The organism is Roseovarius litorisediminis, assembly GCF_900172295.1.
Lineage (GTDB): Bacteria > Pseudomonadota > Alphaproteobacteria > Rhodobacterales > Rhodobacteraceae > Roseovarius > Roseovarius litorisediminis.
In genome coordinates this window covers 223,811-245,871 of sequence record NZ_FWFL01000006.1, presented here as the reverse complement: position 1 = coordinate 245,871, position 22,061 = coordinate 223,811, and the positions used below count along the sequence as shown (strand labels likewise).

The 22,061-nt window shown below is 58.0% G+C and carries 26 protein-coding genes; 11 read left to right on the top strand and 15 right to left on the bottom strand.

The genetic code is table 11. From position 1 onward, the window contains the following. Nucleotides 1–6: 6 nt before the first annotated feature. From trhA to rimO, 3 genes are all read right to left on the bottom strand, one after another. A complete protein-coding gene (gene trhA / locus PEL8287_RS13205) occupies nucleotides 7–648 on the bottom strand; it encodes a PAQR family membrane homeostasis protein TrhA (protein ID WP_085892880.1) in 642 nt (213 codons plus the stop codon). Between the two features lie 432 nt (nucleotides 649–1,080). Next, on the bottom strand, nucleotides 1,081–1,767 hold the full coding sequence (locus PEL8287_RS13200; protein WP_085892879.1) for a hypothetical protein: 687 nt from the start codon (nucleotides 1,765–1,767) through the stop codon (nucleotides 1,081–1,083). Further along, nucleotides 1,743–3,119 carry a 30S ribosomal protein S12 methylthiotransferase RimO gene (gene rimO / locus PEL8287_RS13195; protein ID WP_085892878.1) on the bottom strand — a complete coding sequence of 459 codons (1,377 nt, stop codon included), beginning with the start codon at nucleotides 3,117–3,119 and terminating at the stop codon, nucleotides 1,743–1,745. Before rimO ends, PEL8287_RS13200 begins: the two co-directional genes overlap by 25 nt. A gap of 103 nt (nucleotides 3,120–3,222) precedes the next feature. Between rimO and PEL8287_RS13190 the strand changes: the two genes are divergently transcribed. The 5 genes from PEL8287_RS13190 (at nucleotide 3,223) to hemF (ending at nucleotide 8,501) form a co-directional block, all read left to right on the top strand. Continuing rightward, on the top strand, nucleotides 3,223–5,184 hold the full coding sequence (locus PEL8287_RS13190; protein ID WP_085892877.1) for an AsmA family protein: 1,962 nt from the start codon (nucleotides 3,223–3,225) through the stop codon (nucleotides 5,182–5,184). A 187-nt stretch (nucleotides 5,185–5,371) separates the two neighbouring features. After that, entirely contained in the window at nucleotides 5,372–5,707 is a 336-nt protein-coding gene (gene clpS / locus PEL8287_RS13185; RefSeq protein WP_085892876.1) for an ATP-dependent Clp protease adapter ClpS, read from the top strand. A 1-nt stretch (nucleotide 5,708) separates the two neighbouring features. After that, nucleotides 5,709–6,701, top strand: a complete 993-nt coding sequence (locus PEL8287_RS13180; protein ID WP_235862301.1) for a class I SAM-dependent methyltransferase — start codon at nucleotides 5,709–5,711, stop codon at nucleotides 6,699–6,701. 46 nt (nucleotides 6,702–6,747) lie between these two features. After that, nucleotides 6,748–7,548 (top strand): SDR family NAD(P)-dependent oxidoreductase, encoded by an 801-nt coding sequence (locus tag PEL8287_RS13175; RefSeq protein WP_085892875.1) that lies wholly within the window; start codon nucleotides 6,748–6,750, stop codon nucleotides 7,546–7,548. Nucleotides 7,549–7,610: 62 nt separating this feature from the next. Next, nucleotides 7,611–8,501: an oxygen-dependent coproporphyrinogen oxidase gene (hemF, locus tag PEL8287_RS13170; protein WP_085892874.1), complete on the top strand. Its 891-nt coding sequence runs from the start codon at nucleotides 7,611–7,613 to the stop codon at nucleotides 8,499–8,501. Between the two features lie 233 nt (nucleotides 8,502–8,734). Here hemF and PEL8287_RS13165 read toward each other — a convergent pair whose 3' ends face one another. The 7 genes from PEL8287_RS13165 to PEL8287_RS13135 all read right to left on the bottom strand — a co-directional run bounded on the left by PEL8287_RS13165 (nucleotide 8,735) and on the right by PEL8287_RS13135 (nucleotide 13,568). After that, nucleotides 8,735–9,676 carry a lysophospholipid acyltransferase family protein gene (locus PEL8287_RS13165; RefSeq protein WP_085892873.1) on the bottom strand — a complete coding sequence of 314 codons (942 nt, stop codon included), beginning with the start codon at nucleotides 9,674–9,676 and terminating at the stop codon, nucleotides 8,735–8,737. A gap of 63 nt (nucleotides 9,677–9,739) precedes the next feature. After that, nucleotides 9,740–10,390, bottom strand: a complete 651-nt coding sequence (nthA, locus tag PEL8287_RS13160) for a nitrile hydratase subunit alpha (protein ID WP_085892872.1) — start codon at nucleotides 10,388–10,390, stop codon at nucleotides 9,740–9,742. Between the two features lie 3 nt (nucleotides 10,391–10,393). Further along, a complete protein-coding gene (locus tag PEL8287_RS20470; RefSeq protein ID WP_085892871.1) occupies nucleotides 10,394–10,657 on the bottom strand; it encodes an SH3-like domain-containing protein in 264 nt (87 codons plus the stop codon). Then, nucleotides 10,650–10,988 carry an SH3-like domain-containing protein gene (locus tag PEL8287_RS20465; RefSeq protein WP_268877825.1) on the bottom strand — a complete coding sequence of 113 codons (339 nt, stop codon included), beginning with the start codon at nucleotides 10,986–10,988 and terminating at the stop codon, nucleotides 10,650–10,652. Before PEL8287_RS20465 ends, PEL8287_RS20470 begins: the two co-directional genes overlap by 8 nt. Nucleotides 10,989–11,083: 95 nt before the next feature. Further along, nucleotides 11,084–11,536, bottom strand: coding sequence for a cupredoxin domain-containing protein (locus PEL8287_RS13145; protein WP_139837798.1), 453 nt, complete (start codon nucleotides 11,534–11,536; stop codon nucleotides 11,084–11,086). Between the two features lie 125 nt (nucleotides 11,537–11,661). Beyond that, the gene (locus PEL8287_RS13140) at nucleotides 11,662–12,741 is read right to left on the bottom strand and encodes a flagellar motor switch protein FliG (protein ID WP_085892869.1); all 1,080 of its coding nucleotides are present in this window, start codon (nucleotides 12,739–12,741) and stop codon (nucleotides 11,662–11,664) included. A gap of 251 nt (nucleotides 12,742–12,992) precedes the next feature. Then, nucleotides 12,993–13,568 carry a GcrA family cell cycle regulator gene (locus PEL8287_RS13135; RefSeq protein ID WP_085892868.1) on the bottom strand — a complete coding sequence of 192 codons (576 nt, stop codon included), beginning with the start codon at nucleotides 13,566–13,568 and terminating at the stop codon, nucleotides 12,993–12,995. A 131-nt stretch (nucleotides 13,569–13,699) separates the two neighbouring features. Here PEL8287_RS13135 and PEL8287_RS13130 point away from each other — a divergent pair, with 131 nt between their 5' ends. Next, nucleotides 13,700–14,503 carry an ABC transporter permease gene (locus tag PEL8287_RS13130; RefSeq protein WP_085892867.1) on the top strand — a complete coding sequence of 268 codons (804 nt, stop codon included), beginning with the start codon at nucleotides 13,700–13,702 and terminating at the stop codon, nucleotides 14,501–14,503. 6 nt (nucleotides 14,504–14,509) lie between these two features. Here the strand turns inward: PEL8287_RS13130 and PEL8287_RS13125 are convergent, their stop codons facing one another. Continuing rightward, complete coding sequence (locus PEL8287_RS13125) at nucleotides 14,510–14,878, bottom strand: hypothetical protein (RefSeq protein WP_085892866.1); 369 nt, start codon at nucleotides 14,876–14,878, stop codon at nucleotides 14,510–14,512. 188 nt (nucleotides 14,879–15,066) lie between these two features. Here PEL8287_RS13125 and PEL8287_RS13120 point away from each other — a divergent pair, with 188 nt between their 5' ends. After that, a complete protein-coding gene (locus PEL8287_RS13120) occupies nucleotides 15,067–15,894 on the top strand; it encodes an SDH family Clp fold serine proteinase (protein WP_085892865.1) in 828 nt (275 codons plus the stop codon). A 20-nt stretch (nucleotides 15,895–15,914) separates the two neighbouring features. Here PEL8287_RS13120 and PEL8287_RS13115 read toward each other — a convergent pair whose 3' ends face one another. Further along, on the bottom strand, nucleotides 15,915–16,961 hold the full coding sequence (locus PEL8287_RS13115) for a Glu/Leu/Phe/Val family dehydrogenase (protein ID WP_085892864.1): 1,047 nt from the start codon (nucleotides 16,959–16,961) through the stop codon (nucleotides 15,915–15,917). Nucleotides 16,962–17,079: 118 nt separating this feature from the next. On the opposite strand from PEL8287_RS13115, the gene PEL8287_RS13110 reads away from it, so the two are divergent. After that, nucleotides 17,080–17,535: an Lrp/AsnC family transcriptional regulator gene (locus PEL8287_RS13110; RefSeq protein WP_085892863.1), complete on the top strand. Its 456-nt coding sequence runs from the start codon at nucleotides 17,080–17,082 to the stop codon at nucleotides 17,533–17,535. Nucleotides 17,536–17,544: 9 nt separating this feature from the next. Further along, nucleotides 17,545–18,768: an NAD(P)/FAD-dependent oxidoreductase gene (locus PEL8287_RS13105; protein WP_235862300.1), complete on the top strand. Its 1,224-nt coding sequence runs from the start codon at nucleotides 17,545–17,547 to the stop codon at nucleotides 18,766–18,768. Here the strand turns inward: PEL8287_RS13105 and PEL8287_RS13100 are convergent. From PEL8287_RS13100 to PEL8287_RS13090, 3 genes are read right to left on the bottom strand one after another with little or no spacing between them, the layout of a single operon-like run. After that, nucleotides 18,746–19,801 carry a YeeE/YedE family protein gene (locus tag PEL8287_RS13100; protein WP_085892862.1) on the bottom strand — a complete coding sequence of 352 codons (1,056 nt, stop codon included), beginning with the start codon at nucleotides 19,799–19,801 and terminating at the stop codon, nucleotides 18,746–18,748. The two genes, PEL8287_RS13105 and PEL8287_RS13100, sit on opposite strands and share 23 nt — an antisense overlap. 42 nt (nucleotides 19,802–19,843) lie before the next feature. After that, nucleotides 19,844–20,197: an ArsR/SmtB family transcription factor gene (locus PEL8287_RS13095; RefSeq protein ID WP_139837797.1), complete on the bottom strand. Its 354-nt coding sequence runs from the start codon at nucleotides 20,195–20,197 to the stop codon at nucleotides 19,844–19,846. A gap of 1 nt (nucleotide 20,198) precedes the next feature. Next, complete coding sequence (locus PEL8287_RS13090; protein WP_085892861.1) at nucleotides 20,199–20,570, bottom strand: thioredoxin domain-containing protein; 372 nt, start codon at nucleotides 20,568–20,570, stop codon at nucleotides 20,199–20,201. 79 nt (nucleotides 20,571–20,649) lie between these two features. On the opposite strand from PEL8287_RS13090, the gene PEL8287_RS13085 reads away from it, so the two are divergent. Together PEL8287_RS13085 and PEL8287_RS13080 are read left to right on the top strand one after the other, a co-directional pair. After that, nucleotides 20,650–21,387 (top strand): cytochrome c biogenesis CcdA family protein, encoded by a 738-nt coding sequence (locus PEL8287_RS13085; protein WP_085892860.1) that lies wholly within the window; start codon nucleotides 20,650–20,652, stop codon nucleotides 21,385–21,387. Nucleotides 21,388–21,403: 16 nt separating this feature from the next. After that, nucleotides 21,404–21,982 (top strand): thioredoxin family protein, encoded by a 579-nt coding sequence (locus PEL8287_RS13080; protein ID WP_085892859.1) that lies wholly within the window; start codon nucleotides 21,404–21,406, stop codon nucleotides 21,980–21,982. Nucleotides 21,983–22,061 lie beyond the last annotated feature (79 nt).

The following is a 22,061-nucleotide window of genomic DNA, read 5'->3' as shown; positions in this document are numbered from 1 at the left end:
TTCGGGCTAAAACCCGGCTGCCAGGGCCCCGGATATCCCCAGAAAGAAACATCCCGACGCCGTGACGATAAAGGTGTGCCAGATCGCATTGGCAAAGCGCAGCGATTCCCAGTGATAGAAAACCACCCCCGAGGTATAAAGCAAACCACCTGCCAGCATCAGCCACAGGCTGGTTGCGGGCAACACACCGGTAAGCGGAATGAAAAGAGCAACGCCGGCCCAGCCAAGTGCAAGGTAGGGCATCGCGCCGGTGGTCATCTTGCCGCGTTCTGCCATCAGCTTGGCCGTAGCACCGGCAAGGGCCAGAGCCCAGACCATTGCCAGAAGGGCATAGCCAAAGGCGGTACCCAGAAAAACGCTGAGCGGGGTAAAGGTGCCGGCGATTTTCACATAGATCGCCGCATGGTCCAGCCGCCGCAGAATGGGCCGCGCCGTTGTGTGGGCCGCCATGTGATAGGTGGCCGAGGCGCACAGCATGGTCAGCAGCGCAATGGAATAGATGACAGTGGCGATAAAGACGGGTCCGTTCATTGGAAGGGCCCAGATGGTAAAGACCAGCATGATCCCCATCAGCGCAAGCAAGATACCCACAATATGGACCGCGCCATCGGCGATACGTTCGGCCCGGGTGTAGTTCGGATAGGACATACTCTTACCCTCCAGCTACTCATAATCCCCTATAAAACACTCCCTCTATATGAGCATGAAAGCGCAAACATTGCCTTAAAGCCAGAAAATTCGCGTCAAAACATTGTTTCCGTTGGGGAACGTAATGCGGTGTGGGTTTTGGGTATCGAGGTTCAGGTCCGGTTCGCAGGCGACCCGGACAGCGCCCGACCCTTCCATATTAAGCAAGAGTGGGAGGGAGCTTTGCATCCTACCCAAGGCTGGACATAACCCCACTCGTTTTGCGCGAAGGTCTGTTCTGAGCCCTGAGCGGACGAACCCCATTGCCCGGATTCAAGGCGCACCGCGCCGCCGGGCAGCGCCCGACCCTCCCCAAGGGAGGGCGCTTCGCACCCACCCAGGGTCGAGCGCTGTGCTTTGTTGGGACTGGTTGGTTTAATACAGCCACCTTTGCTATTCGAAAACCAAATATTTTTTTGCCGTCAAAACGCCTAGCGCGCACGCTAAAAAGAATTCCTCTTCTCCAGAGAAAGGTTGATCTGCAGAAAACTCTGCTTTGTGCGTCATGTCCATAGCAACGGAACAGAGGCAATGAATATGTGTCAGCAATAACCATTCTGCATAATCTTTGTTGAATTTAGGATCTAAGTTTGCAGGGGATCCGCCGGACAGGTAGAGCATGGCATCGCGCTTGGCATTGTGCGCGACGTCTGTCAGGGACCTATACACATCGTCCAAGTGCTTGTGCGGTTTAATATGAGGGTTTTTACCGTCCTTTTGTTTCCCTTTTCTATAGGCATAACAATTGTTGACTGCTTCGTGCTCTCTTCGAATAAGCGTTGCTGCAGCGCCGTAAAGTCCTCGTTTTAGGCAATGTTCCACAGCATTTATGCTCTTTACGAAATCAGCATGAACTGAAGCTCGATTTTTATCCTCATCAGTTATCGAAATTATACAAATTCCGGCTTTTCGGGCCAGAACCGAATTCAGAACAGATAGTGCGGCTTCATTGGCGTTCAGAATGTCCTCATCCAGATCGTGCCATTGGGCGCTAACACCGTCTGAGATTTTAGCCTGCATCTGCCGAAAACAATCAGCGTAGCCCAAAAAATCTTTTATGTTCTCGTCTGACTTGCCCACAAATCATACTCCCCCGCCTCGTCCACCTCGACCGAGACGATATCGCCAACTGAAAGCCCTTCGGTACCCTCGTCGATAAACAGGTTGCCGTCGATCTCGGGGGCGTCGGCGCGGGTTCTGCAGGTGGCGATGCCATCCTCGTCGATGTCATCCACAATGACGTCCATGGTCTGACCGACCTTGGCGGCGAGTTTGGCCTCGGAGATGGCCTGCGCCTTTTCCATGAACCGATCCCAGCGGTCTTGTTTGACCTCTTCTGCCACGTGGCCCGGCAGGGCGTTTGAGCGCGCGCCAGCAACGTTTTCGTATTTGAAGCAGCCGACGCGATCCAGTTGCGCCTCGTCCAGCCAATCGAGCAGGGTCTGGAATTCGGCCTCGGTTTCGCCGGGATAGCCGACGATGAAGGTAGAGCGCAGGGTCAGATCGGGGCAGATGGTGCGCCAGGCGGCGATTTCATCAAGGGTCTTGGCCCCATGCGCCGGGCGGGCCATCCGTTTGAGGGTATCCGGGTGGGCGTGCTGGAACGGGATATCCAGATAGGGCAGCACAAGCCCGTCAGCCATCAGCGGAATAAGGTTGCGCACATGCGGGTAGGGGTAGACGTAATGCAGGCGGATCCATGCGCCAAGCGATCCCAGATCACGTGCCAGATCGGTGATATGGGCACGGTGGCCGCGATCGGTGGCGTGTTTGATATCAACGCCATAGGCCGACGTATCCTGTGAGATGACCAGCAATTCACGCACCCCGTTTTCGACCAGTTTTTCGGCTTCACGCAGGATGGCATGGGCGGGGCGGCTGGCAAGGCGGCCGCGCATGTCGGGGATGATGCAGAACTTGCACTTGTGGTTACAGCCCTCGGATATCTTGAGGTAGCTGTAGTGGCGCGGTGTCAGGCTGACGCCCGAGGCGGGCAGCAGGTCGATGTAGGGATCGGGTGAGGGCGGCACGGCGGCGTGCACGGCATCAAGTACCTGTTCGTACTGGTGCGGGCCGGTGACAGCCAGAATCCTGGGGTGATGTTCGCGGATATAATCCGGCTCGGCCCCCAGGCAGCCGGTGACGATGACGCGGCCGTTTTCGGTCAAAGCCTCGCCGATCGCATCCAGCGATTCCGCCTTGGCACTATCCAGAAAGCCGCAGGTGTTCACAATCACGGCATCGGCGCCGGTATAGTCGGGGGATATGCCATAACCTTCGGCGCGCAGGCGGGTCAGGATGCGTTCGCTGTCAACCAGCGCCTTGGGACAGCCAAGACTGACCATGCCGATGGTGGGCTGGCCTTTGCGGGGTTGGTTGGCAATGCGGGCGCGCGCCAGATCGGGGCGCAGATCGGGGGGATTGGTGCTCATGTCGCGCGATATAACGTGCCGGGGCCTTGCCGGGAAGGACAAAAGCGGTTGTTGATGCGGGTGCAGCGCCCTACATTTCAACCAGAGAGCATGGGAGAACGGTATGCGTTGGGTGGTACGTCTGATCGGGCTGATTGTTGTGGTGGCGGTGGTGGCCGTTGTGTCGTTGCTGTTGTTGCCGGGCGACCGGATTGCGAAGATCGCGGCGGAGCAGATCAGCAAGGCCACGGGCCGCGAGGTCACGATGAGTGGCGAGACCAAGATCAGCTTTTACCCGGTGCTGGGCGTTTCCACGGGCCGGGTTGAGGTCGCCAATGCCGGGTGGTCGGATGGCGGCCCCATGCTGCAGGCCGAAAGCCTGAAAGTGGGGGTGGAGCCCAAAGCGCTGTTTGGCGGCGATATCCGGATCACCGGTCTTGAGGCGGTGAACCCGCGTATCCTGCTGGAAAAGGCCCGGGATGGCCGGGTGAACTGGGAGCTTGGGGTGCAGGGCGTGGCGCCTTCGGGTCAGTCGGATGGTGGCACACCGGCGCGTTCGGTACCACTGGCGCTGACGCTGGACCGGGCGCTGATAACCGATGCGGCGCTGACCTACAAAGACCACAAAGCAGGCAAGACAACTGTCTTCAAGGACATGGATTTTGACCTGCGCTGGCCGGATTATCTGGGGGCGGCGACGTTCGACGCTTCGGCCCGGCCTGTGGGGGACACGATCAGCTTGTCGGGCAGATTGGACAAGGTTGCCAACTTCCTTGAAGGTGGCGTGTCGGATATCACCGCAACGGTCACAGGGCCGGGGGGTAAGGTAAGTTTTGACGGGCGCGCAGGGTTTCAGCCGCAGGTGAGTGGCCGGTTGACGGCTGACCTGGAAAGCACCGCAAGATTTCTGACAGCATTGGGCATTGGCGGCGTGGACATCCCCAAGGGGTTGGGCCGGTCGCTGAATGCCAAGGCTGATATCACGCTGACCGAAGACATGCGCTTGTCGCTGCGAGAAATGGTTCTGGGGCTGGGCGGCAACCAGATGACCGGGGCTGCGGATGTATTTCTGGATGAAGATGTGCCGCGGCTGAATGCGCAGCTGAATGCCGGGGCGCTGGACCTGTCGAAACTGGCGGGCGCTGACAGCAATGGCGGCGGCGGGGCCTCGGGCGGTGGCGGTGCGGCCGAAAGCGGCTGGTCGAAAGCGCCGATTGATGCCAGCGGGCTGGCGTTGGCCAATGGCGAGGTGGCGCTGGTCGCTGACAGCATCAATCTGGGCGATCTGAAGCTGGGAAAAACCCGCACACTGATGAAGCTGGATCAGTCGCGCGCGGTATTCGAATTGCGTGAGGTTCGCGCCTATGACGGCCTGCTGACCGGAGAATTTGTCGCCAACAACCGGTCGGGTCTGTCTGTGGGCGGGCAGATGAATGCCAGTGGTATTAACCTTGAGACCTTTCTGGCAGACGCAATGGATATCAGGCGTTTCGCTGCAAAGGCCGATGGTAATCTAAAGTTTCTGGGCGTGGGTAATTCGGTGCACGCTATCATGAACAGCCTGAATGGCAGTGGTGCTGTCAAGTCCGGGCGCGGCGTGATCAGCGGTTTTGATCTGGACAAGCTGATGCGGTCGGGCAGCGTGACGGGCGGGACGACCGTCTTTGATTCCATGGGGGCTACGTTCAATATCGCTGGTGGAAACCTGACCAACAATGATTTGCTGATGTCGCTGCCACTGGCCAAGGCCAGAGGCAAGGGACGCGTGGGGTTGGGGGCCCGAGATATCGACTATCTGTTTACGCCTACCTTGCTGGAGGGGGAAAACAAACGCGGGCTGGCGATTCCGGTGCGTATTCGTGGACCGTGGTCAAATCCACGGATTACGCCGGATCTGGAAAAGGCGCTGGATCTTAATCTCAAGGAAGAAAAGAAGGAACTGAAAGCCAAGGCCAAAAATGAGCTGAACAAGGCGATCGAAAAAGAACTGGGTGTGACGACACAAGAGGACCAGTCGGTTGAGGATGCGTTGAAGGAAAAGCTGGAAGACAAGGCCAAGAAAGAACTGCTGAAGCTGTTCCAGTAGACGGTTGATGGCATTTTTACGCCGAACGATTGGCGAATTTCAGGGGGCTGTCATGGTATTGAGGCCGGGAATGCCCGCTCTTGCGTTGTGGGAAATGTGCCTGGAGCGGCCAAGCCCCTTTTCTATTACAGCGCAGGGGTTATATAGACCGGTCAGAACCTGCCACGTCAAAGATTTAGCGAGAGACATGGACAAGACCCGCATTCATATGGGCGCCAACGATGACGACGACGATACCTCGGTTGTTGTTGAGACGCGCACTCGAACCAAACGGCCACCTTTGTACAAGGTGCTGCTGTTGAATGATGATTATACGCCGATGGAATTTGTTGTGGCGGTGCTGGAGCGGTTCTTCGGCATGGACCACGCGCAAGCCTTCGAGATCATGCTGACAGTGCATCAAAAGGGTCTGGCCGTGGTTGGGGTGTTCAGCCACGAAATTGCCGAGACCAAGGTGGCACAGGTTTTGGACTTTGCCCGCCAGCACCAGCATCCGCTGCAATGCACTATGGAAAAAGAATAACTTGGCAGAAAAATCACGCCTCACAATTGCCCTTGGTACGGGTGACGTAGACTTGCCGGAAGTCGGCCGGATCGCCGTTTTTGGCCCACGCGCAGGGATGGACCTGTCGGCGTTGCCGCGCGAACGGGTGCATGTGCTGACCGGGTTCAAGCCGGACCATGACGCGTTTGGTGGTCTGGGTTTTGAGTGTGATGTCGCGCCCGAGGGGCGCTACAGCGCGGCTTTGGTCTGTTTGCCACGGGCCAAGGCGCTGGCGCGGGCCCTTGTGGCGCAGGCGGCATCGGTCACTGACGGGCCGGTGATTGTGGACGGGGCCAAGACCGACGGGGTGGAATCGGTGCTGAAAGACTGCCGGAAGCGGGCAGATGTTTCCGCCCCGCTGTCGAAGGCGCATGGCAAGATTTTCTGGTTTACCGCAGGTCCGGGATTTGAAGACTGGGCGCCGGACGGGCCCGCCGAAATCGAAGGCGGTTTTCTGACCGCGCCGGGGGTATTTTCGGCAGACGGGATTGACCCGGCCTCGGAGTTGCTGGCGGCACATCTTCCCACCAAGCTGGGCGCGCGGGTGGCCGATCTGGGCGGTGGCTGGGGGTATCTTAGTGCCCGTGCGCTGGACCGCGACAGCATCGAAGAGCTGCATCTGGTCGAAGCCGATCACGCAGCGCTGGCCTGCGCACGGCGCAACATCGCGGATCCGCGTGCGCAGCTGCATTGGGAGGACGCGACCCGCTGGAAGCCCGAGACTGCGCTGGATACGGTCATCATGAATCCTCCGTTTCACACCGAACGCACTGCGGACCCGTCAATTGGCCGGGCGTTCATCGCGGCGGCGGCAGACATGCTGAAGCCATCGGGGCAACTGTGGCTGGTAGCCAACCGGCATCTGCCCTATGAGGCCGCGATGGCAGGCTGTTTCGGGCAGGTCGAGGAAGTGACCGGCAACAATCGGTTCAAAATTCTGCGTGGGGCGCGACCGTCTCGCAAGCGGCGCTGAATTCGCTTAGCTTGCAACAGACAGAATCAACGGGAAAGGCCCGCTAATGTCATTTTCCATCTCGGGCAAAACGGCGATTGTCACTGGCGGGGCCAATGGCATCGGGTTGGCAATTGGCCGGCATTTTGCTGATAAAGGCGCGAATGTCGTCTTTGCAGACATGGACGAGAAACGTCTTATCAAGGAACTGGGTCAGAATGCCGATGAAGGCAACATCCGGTATTTCGCCGGTGATCTGCGCGAAAAGCTGACACAGGCCAATCTTCTGTCGGCCACGATAGATGCGTTTGATCAGGTGGACATTCTGGTGAATGCCTCGCGGCAGATACTGCCGTCAGACCCGTTGAACCCCGATGATGACGCGGTTGAGGTGCTGTTGCAGCAAAACCTGATAACGGCGTTGCGGCTGAGCCAGCAGGTAGCCCGGCGCATGATCAAGCAGTCCGAGGGGCAGGAGGAAGGGATGGCCGGAACAATCGTGAATCTTTCTTCGATCTCCGCACGGCTGGCCCATCCTGATTTGCTGGCCTATTCGGTGGCGGCGGCGGGGCTGGACCAAATGACACGGAGTCTGGCAGTGGCGTTGGCCCCACACAGGATCAGGGTGAATGCGGTGGCGATCGGGTCGGTCATGAGTGCCTCGCTCAAGGATTCCTTGCGTGAAAATCGCGGTTACCGGTCTGATATTGAGGACCGCACGCCGCTTGGACGGATCGCCTCGCCTGCGGAACTGGCCGAGGCTGTGCAATATCTGGCCTGTGACGGATCTGGCTTTATGACCGGGCAGATCATGACCCTGGACGGCGGGCGGTCTTTGCTGGACCCGGTAATTGCGCCCGCTCACTAGGGTGTTCCTGCCCGCTTTTACAGGTAGTTGTGCCCCGGCTGAAAATCTTGGAAAGACCTGATATGACTGTTGAATTCATCGAAGAAAAGGCCCGTGCCGCGGCATGGTTCAGGGCGCTGCGCGACCAGATTGTTGCGGCTTTTGAGGGGTTGGAGGACAGCCATTCTGACGGGCCGCTATCCGAGGCTGCCGCCGGGCGGTTCGAGGTCAGCGAAACGAAACGCGCCAGTGAAGATGGATCTGATGCCGGGGGTGGCCTGATGAGCGTGATGCGCGGTGGTCGGGTGTTTGAAAAAGTGGGTGTCAATGTCTCGGAAGTTTACGGGACTTTGGGGGCTGCGGCACAAAGCGCGATGGCGGCGCGAGGGGTGCCTGGAATTGAGGAGGATCCGCGTTTCTGGGCCAGCGGTATCAGTCTGGTGGCGCATATGCAGAACCCGCACTGCCCGGCGGTGCACATGAACACGCGAATGTTCTGGACACCGAATGCCTGGTGGTTTGGCGGTGGGTCAGACCTGAACCCTTGTATTGAATACGCCGAGGACACAGCCCATTTTCACAACGTTCAAAAGGCGCATCTGGATCCGCACGGCACGGCGCATTACCCGCGTCTGAAAGACTGGGCGGACGAGTATTTTTACATCCCGCACCGGCATCGCGCACGCGGGGTGGGCGGAATTTTCATGGACGACATGAACTCGGGCGATTGGGAGGCGGATTTTGCGCTGACCCAGGATATCGGCCGGGCGTTTCTACCCGCCTTTGCGCCTTTGGTCGAAAAGCGCCGGGTGCAGCCGTGGAGCGACGCGGACAAGGATGCGCAATTGGTTCATCGCGGGCTATATGCGGAATATAACCTTGTCTATGACCGCGGCACCAAGTTTGGCCTGGCCACGGGCCATGATGCCGACGCGGTGTTGATGAGCCTGCCGCCAATGGCGAAATGGGTTTGAATTTCAGGGCAGCTAAAGCGCTTCGATAAAAACTTGAATCACGAATTTTTATCGAAACGCCCGCAACATTTGTATGTTTCACTGCATTTCCATTTACCCCCGGCTCAGGTTTAAATAGAAACGATTTAGTTCACCGGCTGCGAATGGGTATGGGTCCCTGAAGGATGTCGGGGTGCGCTGTTGTTGTGTTATGCAGCATCCGCCACAAAGGGCTTCGCTGATATCGTAGTTTTTCAGCCCTTGCGCTGCATCTCGGCCAATTGTTTGGCGCCACGATCAGCCATCGGGCCGATGCCGTCTTTCCAGCGTCGGTGAATCCAGAACCATTGATCCATACGCTTGCGGACCTGCGCTTCAAGCCGGTTGTTGACCTCTTGGGTCATTGTGGCCGGATCGGTGGGGGGAACGGGTTCTTCCACCAGAATTTCAAAATCAATTCCGTTTTCAGCACGAATACCCCAGACTGGTACCAAAGGTGCATCGAACTTCAGGGCCAACTCGGCAGTGGCCAGCGGGGAAAGCGCCGGTTTGCCAAAAAAATCCAGCGGCACGCCGTCATGGGCGTTGAGATCTGTCAGTATCGCCAAAACCCCACCTGACCTCAGGTGTTTGACCATCTGGATCATGCCGCGGCGTCCCTGTTCGAACATCGGCTGGCTGAGCGCACCCATGGCCGCGATATAACGCCTGTTGAACCAGTCGTTTGACATCGGTCGGTAAAACACGCCCATCTCGAAACCCTGCTCGATCATTGCCACGCGGGCGGCGTTGAAGCTGCCGAAATGGCCGGTAACAAAAATGACAGGGCGATTTGCCTCGCGTGCAGCGCGAATCGCGTCAACACCGGGTCCATGGACACGCGAGTGACGGGTTCTTTCGGAAAACTCGGTGGCCGAGTATAGCTCGATCATGTTCCGCCCGGCATTGTCAGGAACCGTGCGCATAAGGCGTTTGACGTCCTTCTTTGGCATGTCGGGCAGCACGTAGGCCAGATTTTCACGCACACGTTTGTCATATCCGGCGATCGGCGCCACGATACGTGAGGTCAACCAACCCATAAAAGGCACACGCCAGCGATAGGGCAGCAGTTTGCACAGCGCGATGGGCGCGTACATGGCCATGCCCACGGCTGTGTCAGAGGCGCGTTTCAGTAAAGGGTTTGGTTTGTCGCTCATCACTTCGCTGCCTTGAGTGTTTGGCGCAAGACATACGCCTGCCGGGGTTTGATCACAAGTGTATCAGGGCTGCCGGGGCAGGCCGGTACCGATCATGCTGTCGCGGGTGACAAGGCTGGCCAGTTCCGTCTCGGTCATGCTGTCGGTGCCGTTGGGCCGGGCGGGCAGGACGATATAGCGCATGTCGGCGGTGCTGTCGTGAACCCGGACGGTGGTACCAGCGGGCAGATCAACGCCGAATTCCCGAAGCACGGCGCGCGGCTCGCGTACGGCGCGGCTGCGGTATTCGCGGGTTTTGTACCAGTCAGGTGGCAGGCCCAGCAGGTTTCGGGGATAACACGAACACAACGTACAGACGATCAGGTTATGGGTGTCTGCGGTATTTTCCACCGCGATCAGGTTCAGCGGGCCGATATCAAATCCCATTTCGCGGCTGGCGTCCCCGGCGTTGTCCAGCAAACGCTGCTTGAACGCCGGATCAACCCAGGCACGCGCCACCACGGCAGCACCATTGGCAGGGCTGCGGGCATCCATCGCGTCAATCTGTACGGCAATCTCGGCCGGGGTGATCTGGCCTTTTTCGATCAGGAGCTCGCGCACAGCAATTTCCATGCATTGCCAATAGGACAGCGGTTCGTCATTGTCGCTGCGGTAGGGATGGCCCGAGGGGCTGAGACCTTCGTGATGAAAATGGTCGTGGTGATCATGCGGCATGGATCAGAGCCTTTCCAGCCAGTGGTCATAGATTTCGGCGTCCAGCGTATCGCTGGGGTTTTCGGCATCGTCACCCCAGATTTCGGCCATGGTGAAACGCACCCGGTAAAGTGGTTTCTTGTCTGCCTTTAGACCGTAAGCCAATTGTTCCGGGTTGCCAAAGGCCCCGAGCGGGCGTTCGATATAACCAGTCTTGCCGCGCAAATAGGCAGGTGCGCGCACGTGGCCCGGCGGCATCATGGATTTGACACGAACCCTGTCAGCCATCCTGCGCCTCGCCATAGGTGGCGCCACGCCTGCTGACGGCGGCCATTCTCTGGCCCAGTTCTTCCAGCGAATACACCCCGGCCTCGATCAGGTTCTGGTTCACTGCGGCGATCCAGCGTTCATAATAGCTGTGTTTTTCAAAGGCGTCTTCGCCCATGTCCTCAAGCGCGCGGCGCAGGCCATCGACTGTGAATAGCCCCTTGCCGCCGCAAAGTACCATCAGTGCATCAATGCGCTTTTCCCAAAGCGCGAAATCATGCCCGTCTTGCGGGATTGCTCCGGCGGGTAATCCGCCCATGTCATGCCAGCGGCGACCATCTGTATCACTCATGCCGGGATCGTATGGCGCCCGCGCGGGCCTGTCTACAGTCTTTGGGCTAAAAAATCGCTGCCTCAGGGGGCGCCTGACGGCGCCCCCTGAGGGTGTTAGTTGACGACTGAACTGGCGCGCATCCCAGCCTCGAGGTGGCCAGGGATTTCACAGGTGATTTCAACCGGGCCGCCAGTGGGCTGGACCGGAACAAAGAACCATTCAACGGTTTTGCCGGGGCCGACCTCGACCTCGCGGATATGGCCCTTGATTTCGGCTATCAGATTACCCTCGTTGTCAGCCGCTTCGATCTTGCGAGTGAAAATACGTTCGGTCATTTCGTTCAGGGACACTTCGTGTTTGATCTCGTCCACGTTGGTCAGGATCAACTTATAGGCCTGGCCGGTGACGAACTCGAAATTATCGGGCTTGAAATACATGCCGTTGTCGTTGCTACCCATCTCCATGGGGACATCAATCACATTGGCACGGCTGAGGTCGCCGTCTGCAAATGCTGGAAACGCTGTCAACGCTGTTATTGTAAATGCTATTGTAAGTGTCGGTTTCATTTTAGTTCCTCTCAGTGGTCCAAAGGACCTAAGGCGCGATTGCGCAGAGCCAATTGGAAACCTTTTTTGGGAAGGCTGCCATGACCTGAATCAACCTGCGAAAACCGAGTTGTTGTGGTCGCGCTTTAACCTTCGCCCTCTTCGGCATCAGCATCGTCATCCGGGAGGACAAGAGTGATCTCGCCGCCTGCTTCAAGCGTGCGAATGGCATTGACAACTTCGGTCATGGCCTCTTCACCAACCCTGATTTTTACCTTGCCCAGTTCCTGAATTTCTTCTCGGATGGTCTCGGCCATGCGTTTGGACATATTCTCAAGCAGAAAATCTGCGACAGAAGCCAGATCGCCCCCCGAGGCCGCGCTCAGGGCGGTGACCAGAACAGCCTGATCTACCTCGCGCGTGACTTTTGGTATGTCTACCGGGTTCAGACGCTCAGGGATGTTGGCGAAGGTAAAGATGGCCTTGCGCACAAGGCTCGCAAAATCCATGTCGGTTTCATCGAGCCCCGCCAGTACGTCATCACGGGTAATGGCCGGCGAATAATTCAGGATTGCACCTACCCTTTCAACCGGACCGCTTTCAAAGGCGGTTTCGGGCACGTCGTGTAGTTGTGCGGCCAACGACAGCCCGATCCGGTCAACCGCATCGGGTGTGACTGCTTCGGTCTGTGAAACTGCGTAGGTGATGCGCCGGGCCTTGTCGCCGGGCAGCTTGCCCAGCAGTGCGGCGGCATGGGCCACATCCAGCTTAGACAACATGACGGCGGCCACTTCTGTGCTTTCCTGTTCGGCGATCGGCAAAAGCGCTTCGATCTTGGCACTGCGTACCTGTTCCCAGGGGTCGCCAAACTGTCGAACGCCAGCCTCTTTGCGCAGGCGGGTGGCGGTTTGCGGGCTGATGCGTCCATCCAGTGCGGAAAGTGCACCAGCTACCCCGCGTGGAAAGGTCAGGCCCATGGCCTCAAGCTCGGCGGCAAATTCGGCGACGACATCAGCCAATGTCGTGCGGTCGACATAGCGCATTGATCCCATCTGAGTGGTCAGTGCGGCCTGAAGCGGATCGGGCAGGTCTTTTAATGGAATATCAGCGCCTTCGTTCAGCAGAAAACGCACTATAATTGCCGCCTTTTGCTTGCGGGTCAGGCGGGCGGCACCTGTCAAAGGTTTTGACGATGACAGGCGGGCAAGCTGTGTTGCGTCGGTCATTCCATCCCTCACAAGGCAGTTGCGGGATGATAGATCGGGAAGAGTGAAGAAATATCTAAGCCGGATCAAAAGAGGTGCAGGCGTCCGGTTTGCCTTTTTCGGGCAGAAAATTTCCGGCCCGGGGCGGCGCAACCCTTGCCACAGTCACAGGAATGGCTGCGCTACGGGATCGCCTGCCAAGGGGTGCCCAATCATAGAACCAGTGTGCGCGACGGCGCACTCCGCTTAATAACGGCTTGCCTGAAAAAATCTCAGCGCTTGCGGTCCCGCCGGCTGCTCATCGGCTGGAAGGCGACGCCGACATGGGCCTCACAATAGGGTTTGCCGGATTGGACCGGCAGACCGCAAAACCAGAAATCCGGCGTAGCGGGGTCGCCAACGGGCCATTTGCAGGTCCGTTCGGTCAGCTCCATCAACGACAGTTTCTTGGCCTTCTTTTCGATCTCGCTGACCTTGGCCAGAGCGGCCGGGTCAATTTCGTTGGCCGAGGGTTGCGGCGGCAGCGGCTGACCTGCGGGTATGATCGGCTTGATCCGGGTCACCGGGGCCGAGGGTACAGATGCCTCTTTTGCCGGTTCGGCCTTGGTGGCGGGTTTGGCCGCCTTGGGGGCAGCTTTTGCCTTGGTCTCGGTCTTGGCGGCGGTTTTCGATTTGCCGCTGTCGGCAGAACCGCCCGAACCGTTGCGGTTCGACAGGCCAAGGCGATGCACCTTGCCGATCACGGCATTGCGGGTCACGCCGCCCAGCTCTTTGGCAATAACGCTGGCGGACTGGCCTTCGCCCCACATTTTTTTCAGCAGTTCAACGCGTTCGTCGTTCCACGACATAACAGGGCTTCCTTATCTCAAAAGGCGGCAGAGGCTTGGTCTGCCGCCTTGTAAATTGGGTCAAGGCCCTATTCTAATCACTGCGGCCTGAGATACAAGGCATCGAATCACGTTTCAGCGAAGGGTAAAGTATGGCAGACGGCGTCAAAATGGGTGCGCGGCGCTTTGGGCGGGTCAATTGGCTGGGCCTTGGCACTCTGGCCTCACGCGAGGTGCGTCGTTTCATGGCGGTCTGGACGCAGACATTACTGGCGCCGCTGGTAACGGCGGGATTGTTTCTGCTGATCTTCACCATCGCCATCGGCCCGCGCCGCGGTGATGTGATGGGGGTGAGTTTCACCACGTTTTTAGCACCCGGTATTTTGATGATGGCGGTTATTCAGAATGCTTTTGCCAACACCTCGTCTTCGATCGTGATCTCAAAGGTTCAGGGCAATATTGTGGATACGCTGATGCCGCCCTTGAGCGCCGGAGAACTGGTGCTGGGCTATCTGGCGGGCGGGGTCGGGCGCGGGCTGCTGGTGGCGATGGCCATCGGGCTGGGCCTGCTGGTTTTTCTGGGGATCGGCATCCAGCATCCGGTCTGGGCGCTGTCTTTCGTCATCCTTGGCTCGGCGTTTCTGGGTGGCTTGGGCATTCTGGCGGGCATCTACGCCAACAAGTTTGATCAGATGGCGGCGATCACCAATTTCATCGTTACGCCCCTGGCATTTTTATCGGGCACGTTCTATTCCGTGGATGCGTTGCCGCCGGTACTGGGGGCGATCACCCATTTCAACCCGATCTTCTATCTGATTGACGGCGCGCGCTATGGGGTTATCGGGGTGTCCGACAGTAACCCCTTGCTAAGCCTGGGGGTTGGTGTGGGATCAACCCTGGTGGTCTGTCTTATCGCCTGGCTGATGTTGGCGCGGGGTTACCGGCTGAAGGCTTGAAGCGTTTCAGCTGCAAAGCGCCTTGGCGTGATCGGCGTAGTTGGAATACGCTTTCCAGAACCGTTCATCTGATGACCGGTCGGACTGCCGGATTTCCTGTGCCAGGTGCGGATTGTTGTAGAATGCAACGGCGCGGTTTTGCTGGGCGCTGTTGAGGGTCTGGTCGGCGGCGGCCTGAATGCATCCGCACAGCTGGCGCGAACGCGCCTTGCGGTCCGAGGCCTGACACGCCTTGCTGATCGGGCCATAGGAAACCGGGGCCAGTCTGGACACGGTTGCGGGGGTGGTTCTGCTGTTGCCTGGACTTTTGAATCTGTTTGATCCGCCGCAGCCCGCCAGCAGAAGGACCAACCCCAGGATAACGACCTGTTTCATTGCTCTTGCCTCGTTTGCCCTGGCGGTCTCCGGGGATGTGACCCTCTTGTCGACCGCGCTTGCCGTTGCCTTTTGGGATCAATGCCGCATCTGGCCAGAGTTTTCAATTCACAAGATCACCCATAGCTGCAACACTTGGGTCACATCGCCCAAGTTTGGTGGTGCCCCAGATTCGAGTAGAGCACACCATGGAGTTCAGCCTTCCAAACCTTTTTTTCATCTTTTTCATCGTGATGATGTTGCAGCCCATTCTGATGGGGCGCGTTTTCGCGTTGCGTCGGGTGCAGGCGATCCGGGTGATTGAGCGGTTGCGTGGCAGCCGGGTGATCACCATGATCCACAGACAGGAAAAACGCAGCTTGTTTGGCTTTAACATGTCGAACCATATCGATCTGGAAGATGCCCAAAGCATTATATCAGCAATCAAGGCCACGCCGGATAACATGCCGATTGATCTGGTGATGCACACGCCGGGCGGGCTGGTGATTGCTGCGATGCAGATTGCCCGCGCGGTCGAGGCCCATCCCGCCAAGGTAACGGTTTTTGTGCCGATCTATGCAATGTCCGGTGGCACATTGATTGCGATGGCGGCGGATGAGATCGTGATGGGGGAGTTTTCAATGCTGGGTCCGATTGATCCGCAGATCATGGGGATCTCAGCCGCGTCGGTGGTGGCGGCGCGCGATGCAAAGCCGATCGAGCATGTGTCGGATATCGCTCTGGTGCTGGCAGATGTCAGTGACAAGGCGATAGCGCAGGTCAGGCGTGGCGCGATCGAGATCATGACGCCGCGCATGGCGCAGGACAGAGCCGAAGAACTGGCCGCGACGCTGACTTGTGGCAAGTGGACCCACGACTATGCCCTGACGCCTCATGAGGCGACGGAACTGGGATTGCCGATCACTGTCGATATGCCCCCCGAGATTCTGTCGCTGATGAAACTTTACCCGTCTCCGGTCAAGCAAAGCGTGGTCGAGTTTCTACCGTTTGATCCGCCCGGTAAAAAGATGAGATGACAGTGATGGTATAAATCCCGTCAGATGGCGACCTTCAGCAACATGTCGTCAACCGTGCGGTCCGCCATATGTGCCGGGCTGATGCCTTCGGCCGCGGCGCGGATCACGATACGGGCCATTGTTGCATTGAGGGCCGTCAGTTTTTCGTCGACCCATTTCTGGCGATTTTCGATTTGCAGGATTTCGGCTGCGACGTTGATGATCCCGCCAGCATTGGCCACATAGTCTGGCAGATAAAGGATGCCGCGATCCTGCAGCGCGTCTGCGTCGGCCGGGCTGGCCAGTTGATTGTTGGCTGCTCCTGCGATCAGTCGGGCGTTGATTTGCGGAATTGTATGGTTGTTGAGGATGCCGCCGATGGCGCAGGGGGCAAAAATGTCGACCTGGGTCTGGTGGATGTCTGACGGCGCGGCAACGTCGGCGCCAAAGGTCTGCACGGCATCAGCCACGACAACAGGGTCCATGTCCGCGACGATCAGATGGGCACCCGCTGCTTGCAGCAGACGACAGAGATGCCAGCCGACATGGCCCAGCCCCTGCACGGCCACGCGGCGGGACGTCAGATCCTTGTTGCCGAACTGCTTTTCCGAACCGATCAGCATGGCGTTGAAAACGCCCTGCGCCGTCACTGGTGACGGATCACCACTGGCGTGATTGCCGCTATCAAGCCCGGCGACAAAGCGGGTTTCCTTTGCCAGTTCCGCCATGTCCGAAGGGGCCATGCCCATATCCTCGGCGGTCCAGTATTGGCCTTGCAAGGCGTCAATCGCCCGGCCAAAGGCACGCAGTTTTTCGGGCGTCTTTTCGGTGCGCGGATCGCCAAGGATCACGGCCTTGCCGCCGCCAAGCGGCAGGCCGGCAGCGGCGTTTTTGTAGCTCATGCCGCGCGACAGGTTCAGCACGTCGTCAATTGCCGCCTGATCATTGTCGTAGACTCGCATCCTGAGGCCACCCGCTGCCGGGCCCAGCCGGGTTGAATGGAGCGCGATAAAGCCGCGCAATCCACTGGCTGCGTCGTCGACGCGGTACAACCCTTCGTGGGTGGTGGATGAAAGTCGTGTCAGCATGGCTGGTCCTCCCTATGCGCAAGATAGATCTGGCCTTGCGCGAAAAAACAGCGAATACATGTAAGGAAGTGGAAAAAATTAGGGATAATACCTAATTTATGGAGGAAAATTAGAGGTTATGGACAAGATTGACCGGCAGATCATTGTGGCGTTGCAACGCGACGGGCGTCAGCGGCTTGGGGATTTATCCGAAGCCGTGGGTCTGTCACCCACCCCCTGTGCACGACGAATCGCGCGGCTGGAAGCGGAGGGTGTGATCACCGGGTATTCCGCCCGGGTGGATCAGGAAAAACTGGGTCTCCCGCTGAATGTTTTCATTTTCCTGGAACTGGAAAAGCAATCGCGGGACGCGGTTGCGGCATTTGAAAAGGCACTTAAGCGGTTTGATGAGGTGATGGAATGCTATCTCATGACCGGCACGCGGGATGTAATGATTCGAGTGGTGGCTGCCGACCTGTCAGGGTTTGACCGGTTTCTGGAGGACGGGTTGATGCAAATCCCCGGTATCCGGTCGATGCGGTCAAGTTTTGCCCTGCGCACGATGATCCGGCGAGATGCCTTGCCCGCAAGCTGAGGCAGCGCTATGCCTGATCCATGCTGGCTGGGGCCTGCGGGATTGGACATGACGGATCAGGTTTTTGATGTTGTGGTTGTGGGGGCCGGGCCGGCAGGCGGTGCGGCTGCCTTTACGGCCGCACGGGCCGGGCTTCAGGTCGCGCTGATCGACAGGAAAACCTTTCCGCGGAACAAGCTGTGTGGTGGGCTGATCACCGGACGGGCCAGGCGTTATTACCACGAGATATTTGGCGAAGAAATGCCGTTTGAACCTCAGGACCGTAAAACGGTGGTGGATTTCCGGTTTCGCGGACGCTCTGTAGGGCTGATCAATGACGCTCCTGCACTGTGTATGGCGATGCGATGGGACATGGACCATCTGATCTGTGCCAAGGCAATAGCGGCAGGCACCCGGGATTTTACCGGGTGCCAGATCAGCGAGATCAATTTGAACGCCAAATTTCTGGGACTGAAGGATGGGCGGACGATCCGCTATGGGGTGTTAATCGGTGCGGACGGCGCCAACAGCAGTGTCGCCAAGGCCTTGTTTGGGCAGTCGTTTGATCGCACCAGGATTGGTTTCGGTCTGGAGATCGAGGCGACGGGTGATCACATCAACCCCGAGGCGCCGCTCCGGATTGACTTTGCCGCTGCCCGCTGGGGCTATGGCTGGGCCTTCCCCAAGCGTTGCAGCACGACTGTTGGCGTGGGGGGGCTGATGGCGCGGAACCCCGACATGAAGACGGCAATGGCAGAATATCTGACGGAACTGGGAATAGATTGCGCGCCGAAAGCGTTCAAAGGCCAGTTTCTGCCGTTTGGGGATTTCAGGAAAGTGCCGGGGCGTGACGCTATGCTGTTGTGTGGTGATGCGGCAGGGCTGGTGGACCCTATTACAGGCGAGGGGATCGCCTATGCACTGAAAAGCGGGAAACTGGCGGCTTTGTCTGCGGTAGACAGTCTAAGCAATAATGCCCCAGCAACGGCGCTGGAGGGCTACAGGCGGCGTCTGGTTGGGATTCATCGCGCACTGCGGATGGCACGATGGATCAGGCCGGTGGTGTTTTTGCCTGCCCTTGAAGGCGCGTTTGAGACAACATTTCGAAGGTCTTCAACCCTTCGGCAAGATTACTTGCGGCTGATGGCAGGTGAGATCGAGTACGAGCATATCCTGAAGGCGTTGGCTTTGCGGGTGCCAAGATTGCTGGTACATGCGGTCGGCGCAGGCTTCAGGCAGAGGCAAAGCCGGTGATCAACTGACGCAGGCCGATGGCCGCCCCGGCAAAGATTGCGGCAAACGTGATGGGCGCGCTGAATGCTAAAAGGGAAAAGGCTGAAATGCCCTGACCAATGGTGCAGCCGACCGCGATGACCGCGCCGAAGCCCATGCAGACGGCACCAAGAATCTGACGCTTGAGTTCGCGCGGGTCTTCGCAGGCTTCCCACCGGAAATGGCCCTTGATCAGGCTGCCGATAAACGCGCCGGTCAGCACACCAAAGACCGAGCCAACACCAAAGCTGATTCCGCCACCGCTGGACGTCATGACAAAGATCATGGTCTCACCCAAGGGAGCCGAGAAGGTATGCGAGACCACTGGTACCGATCCGAACCCGTGATAGGAAACCCAATTGGTGCCTGCCCAACCGCTGGCAATCGCCAAGCCGACGATCACTGACCAAAGGACTGCTTTTCGGTTGTTCAAAAACGTTTTTGAAAAAAGGGCGGCGACAGCGATCAACAGGCTTATCAAAAGACCGCTGGGGGCAAGGGGCAGGCCTGTTGTTGAAGACAGCAGCCCTGCATAGCCTTGTGTGATGGTGTCAAAAGTCGTCATGTCGGTAAAGCGCACGCGCAGGGCGGCAAGGGGGCCGGACAGCATCACGTAAGCAGCGATGCCCATGACGATGACAATAACGAACGATCGCAGATCACCCCCGCCGAACCGGGCCAAAGCGCCAAACCCGCAATTGCCGGACAGCGACATGCCATAGCCAAAAAGCAGCCCGCCAATGATACTGGCCAAAGGCGACCACGGGGTGAGGTAGTAAACCGTTTGCGTCAGATCCAATGCTCCGGCGCTGACCAAGCCAAACGAGGCAAGACCCGCGATGCCAATTGCGAGTATCCACATGCGAAGCCGAATATCGCTGCCCTGATAGAGAAAGTCCTCGATCGCGCCCAGGGTGCAGAAACGCCCCAGCCGTGCTGCAAGCCCCAGCAGCACGCCACCCGCAAACCCGATCATGGCAACCAGGGCCGCGTCTTCGGTAATGGTGTCGAACATGGCTGTTCTCCGGATGCATCAAGGCGGGTTAGGTGTTTGGACTCAGCTGTCTTTGCAGAACAGATCGTAAACCACATCAAGTATTCGGATGGCGCGTTGATCTGTCAAACGGTAAAAGATCGCCTTGCCCTCGCGGCGGGGGCTGACCAGCCCCTCGGATCGCAACCGTGCCAGTTGTTGTGAAACAGCGGCTTGCCGGGCGGACAACAATTCTTCCAGCTCGGTCACGGTTTTTTCGCCCGTGGCCAGATGGCACAGGATCATCAAACGGCCTTCGTGACTGATGGCTTTGAGAAACGCGGCGGCGTGGCAGGCGCTGGTGGCCAACAGATCTATCTCTTCTCTGGGCATGTTCGGAATGAACACGGGCAACGAGGTATCGGGGCGGGGCGCCATGCTATCCTGCCAGACCCGTGGCGCCGGGATGGGCGTTCAGCAACTGCCCCAGAAGGTGCCAGAAGAAATCAGGCCCGGCGTAGCCTTCGACCCGGCCCAGTTCCTGTCCATTCTCAACCAGTATGAAGGTCGGAGTGAAGATCGGACGAGACGCAAATATTATGTTATCAGGCAGGTTACTGATATTCACCCTGCGCAAGGGCGCGCGTTTGCCTTCGTCCGTCTTGGGGTAGATATGCGCGATCTCGGTATTCCAGCGTTCACACCAGTGGCAGCCGTCACGCTCGATCATTACCAGCTCACCTGCGCGCGCAGGGCTGTAAAAGGTGTACACCAGCAATAACGTGGCCAGGATTGCAAACAGCAGACGCATGATTGTTCCGATTGACGGTTTGGTAAAACATATAATAGTTTGAATGTGAGTTGTGATCAAGCTGTCAGAAGGGACCCCGATGTTTGACGTGTCGATCCTGAGCGCATTTCTGGGTGGTTTGATCGTTTTCTTTTCCCCCTGCGTGCTTCCGATTGTGCCATTTTACCTGAGCTATATGGCAGGCGCGTCCATGCAGGAGATCAGCGCCGAAGGTGAGTTGGCGCCGGGCGTGCGGCGACGGGCCTTTCTGGCCTCGGTCATGTTTTCGGCTGGGATCATCACGGTCTTTGTCCTGCTGGGGGCGGCGGCCTTTGGGCTAAGCCAGGCATTTCGTGGATTTCAGACCGAATTCCGGCTGCTTGCGGCGTTGGTGGTGCTGATACTTGGACTACATTTCCTAGGCTTGCTGCGTATCGGGTTTCTGAATCGTGTATTCCAGATGGATGCCGGTAAGACAAAGAACATGTCGGTGATGGGCGCGTATGTAGTGGGCTTTGCCTTCGCCGCAGGCTGGACCCCCTGTGTCGGTGGTGTGCTGACCGCGGTGGTGTTCACAGCCAGCACCGAATCGACCGCGATGCAGGGGCTGATGCTATTGCTGGTATTCGGGCTGGCGATGACCACACCCTTTATGGTGGCATCGCTGTTCATCGGGCCGTTCCTAAAGTTTGCTGCCAAATTCAGGCGCCATCTGCCCAAGGTAGAAAAGGCGATGGGCATACTTTTGATCGTCTTTGCGGTGCTGATTGCCACCGATAGTGTGAATTACATCGCGCAATGGATGCTGGAGACGTTTCCGGTATTCCGCAACATCTGACGAAGGAGGAGATGCCATGAAACGTGTTCTGATTCTGTTGGCAGCTGTGCTGATGGCCTTGCCTGTTTGGGCGGTTGAACTGGGCGATGACGGGCTGCACAAACCTGATTGGCTGCGAGACACGTTCAAGGATCTGCGTGAAGATCTGGCCGAGGCCAATTCTGAGGGCAAACGCCTGATGATCCTGATCGAGCAGCGCGGTTGCATCTACTGCGAACGAATGCACCGTGATGTCTTTCCGTTGCCTGTGATAGACAGCTACATCCGTGAGAATTTCTTTGTGGTTCAGATTGATCTGTATGGGGCATCTGAACTTACTGATTTCGACGGTCAGGTACTTTCGCAGAGGGACGCCGCCCGCAAATGGGGAATGATGTTCACGCCATCGATTCTTTTCATGCCAGAAGAGGTGGAAGAGGGCCAGACCGCCGCGCAGGCCGCCGTTGCCGTTATGCCGGGAGCATTTGAAGCAGGTACCACGCTTGACCTGCTGACCTGGGTGAATGAAAAACGCTATGCGCTTGAATCAGAAGAGGATTTCCAGCGCTATCATGCTCGTATGATACGGGAACGAACGGTCGATCTGGGCGATTGAGCCGCATGCTGGCGAGCGATGAATTCCAAAAACAGAATTTATCCTTGCCGGTTCACGATTCTGTGTACTATGATATACG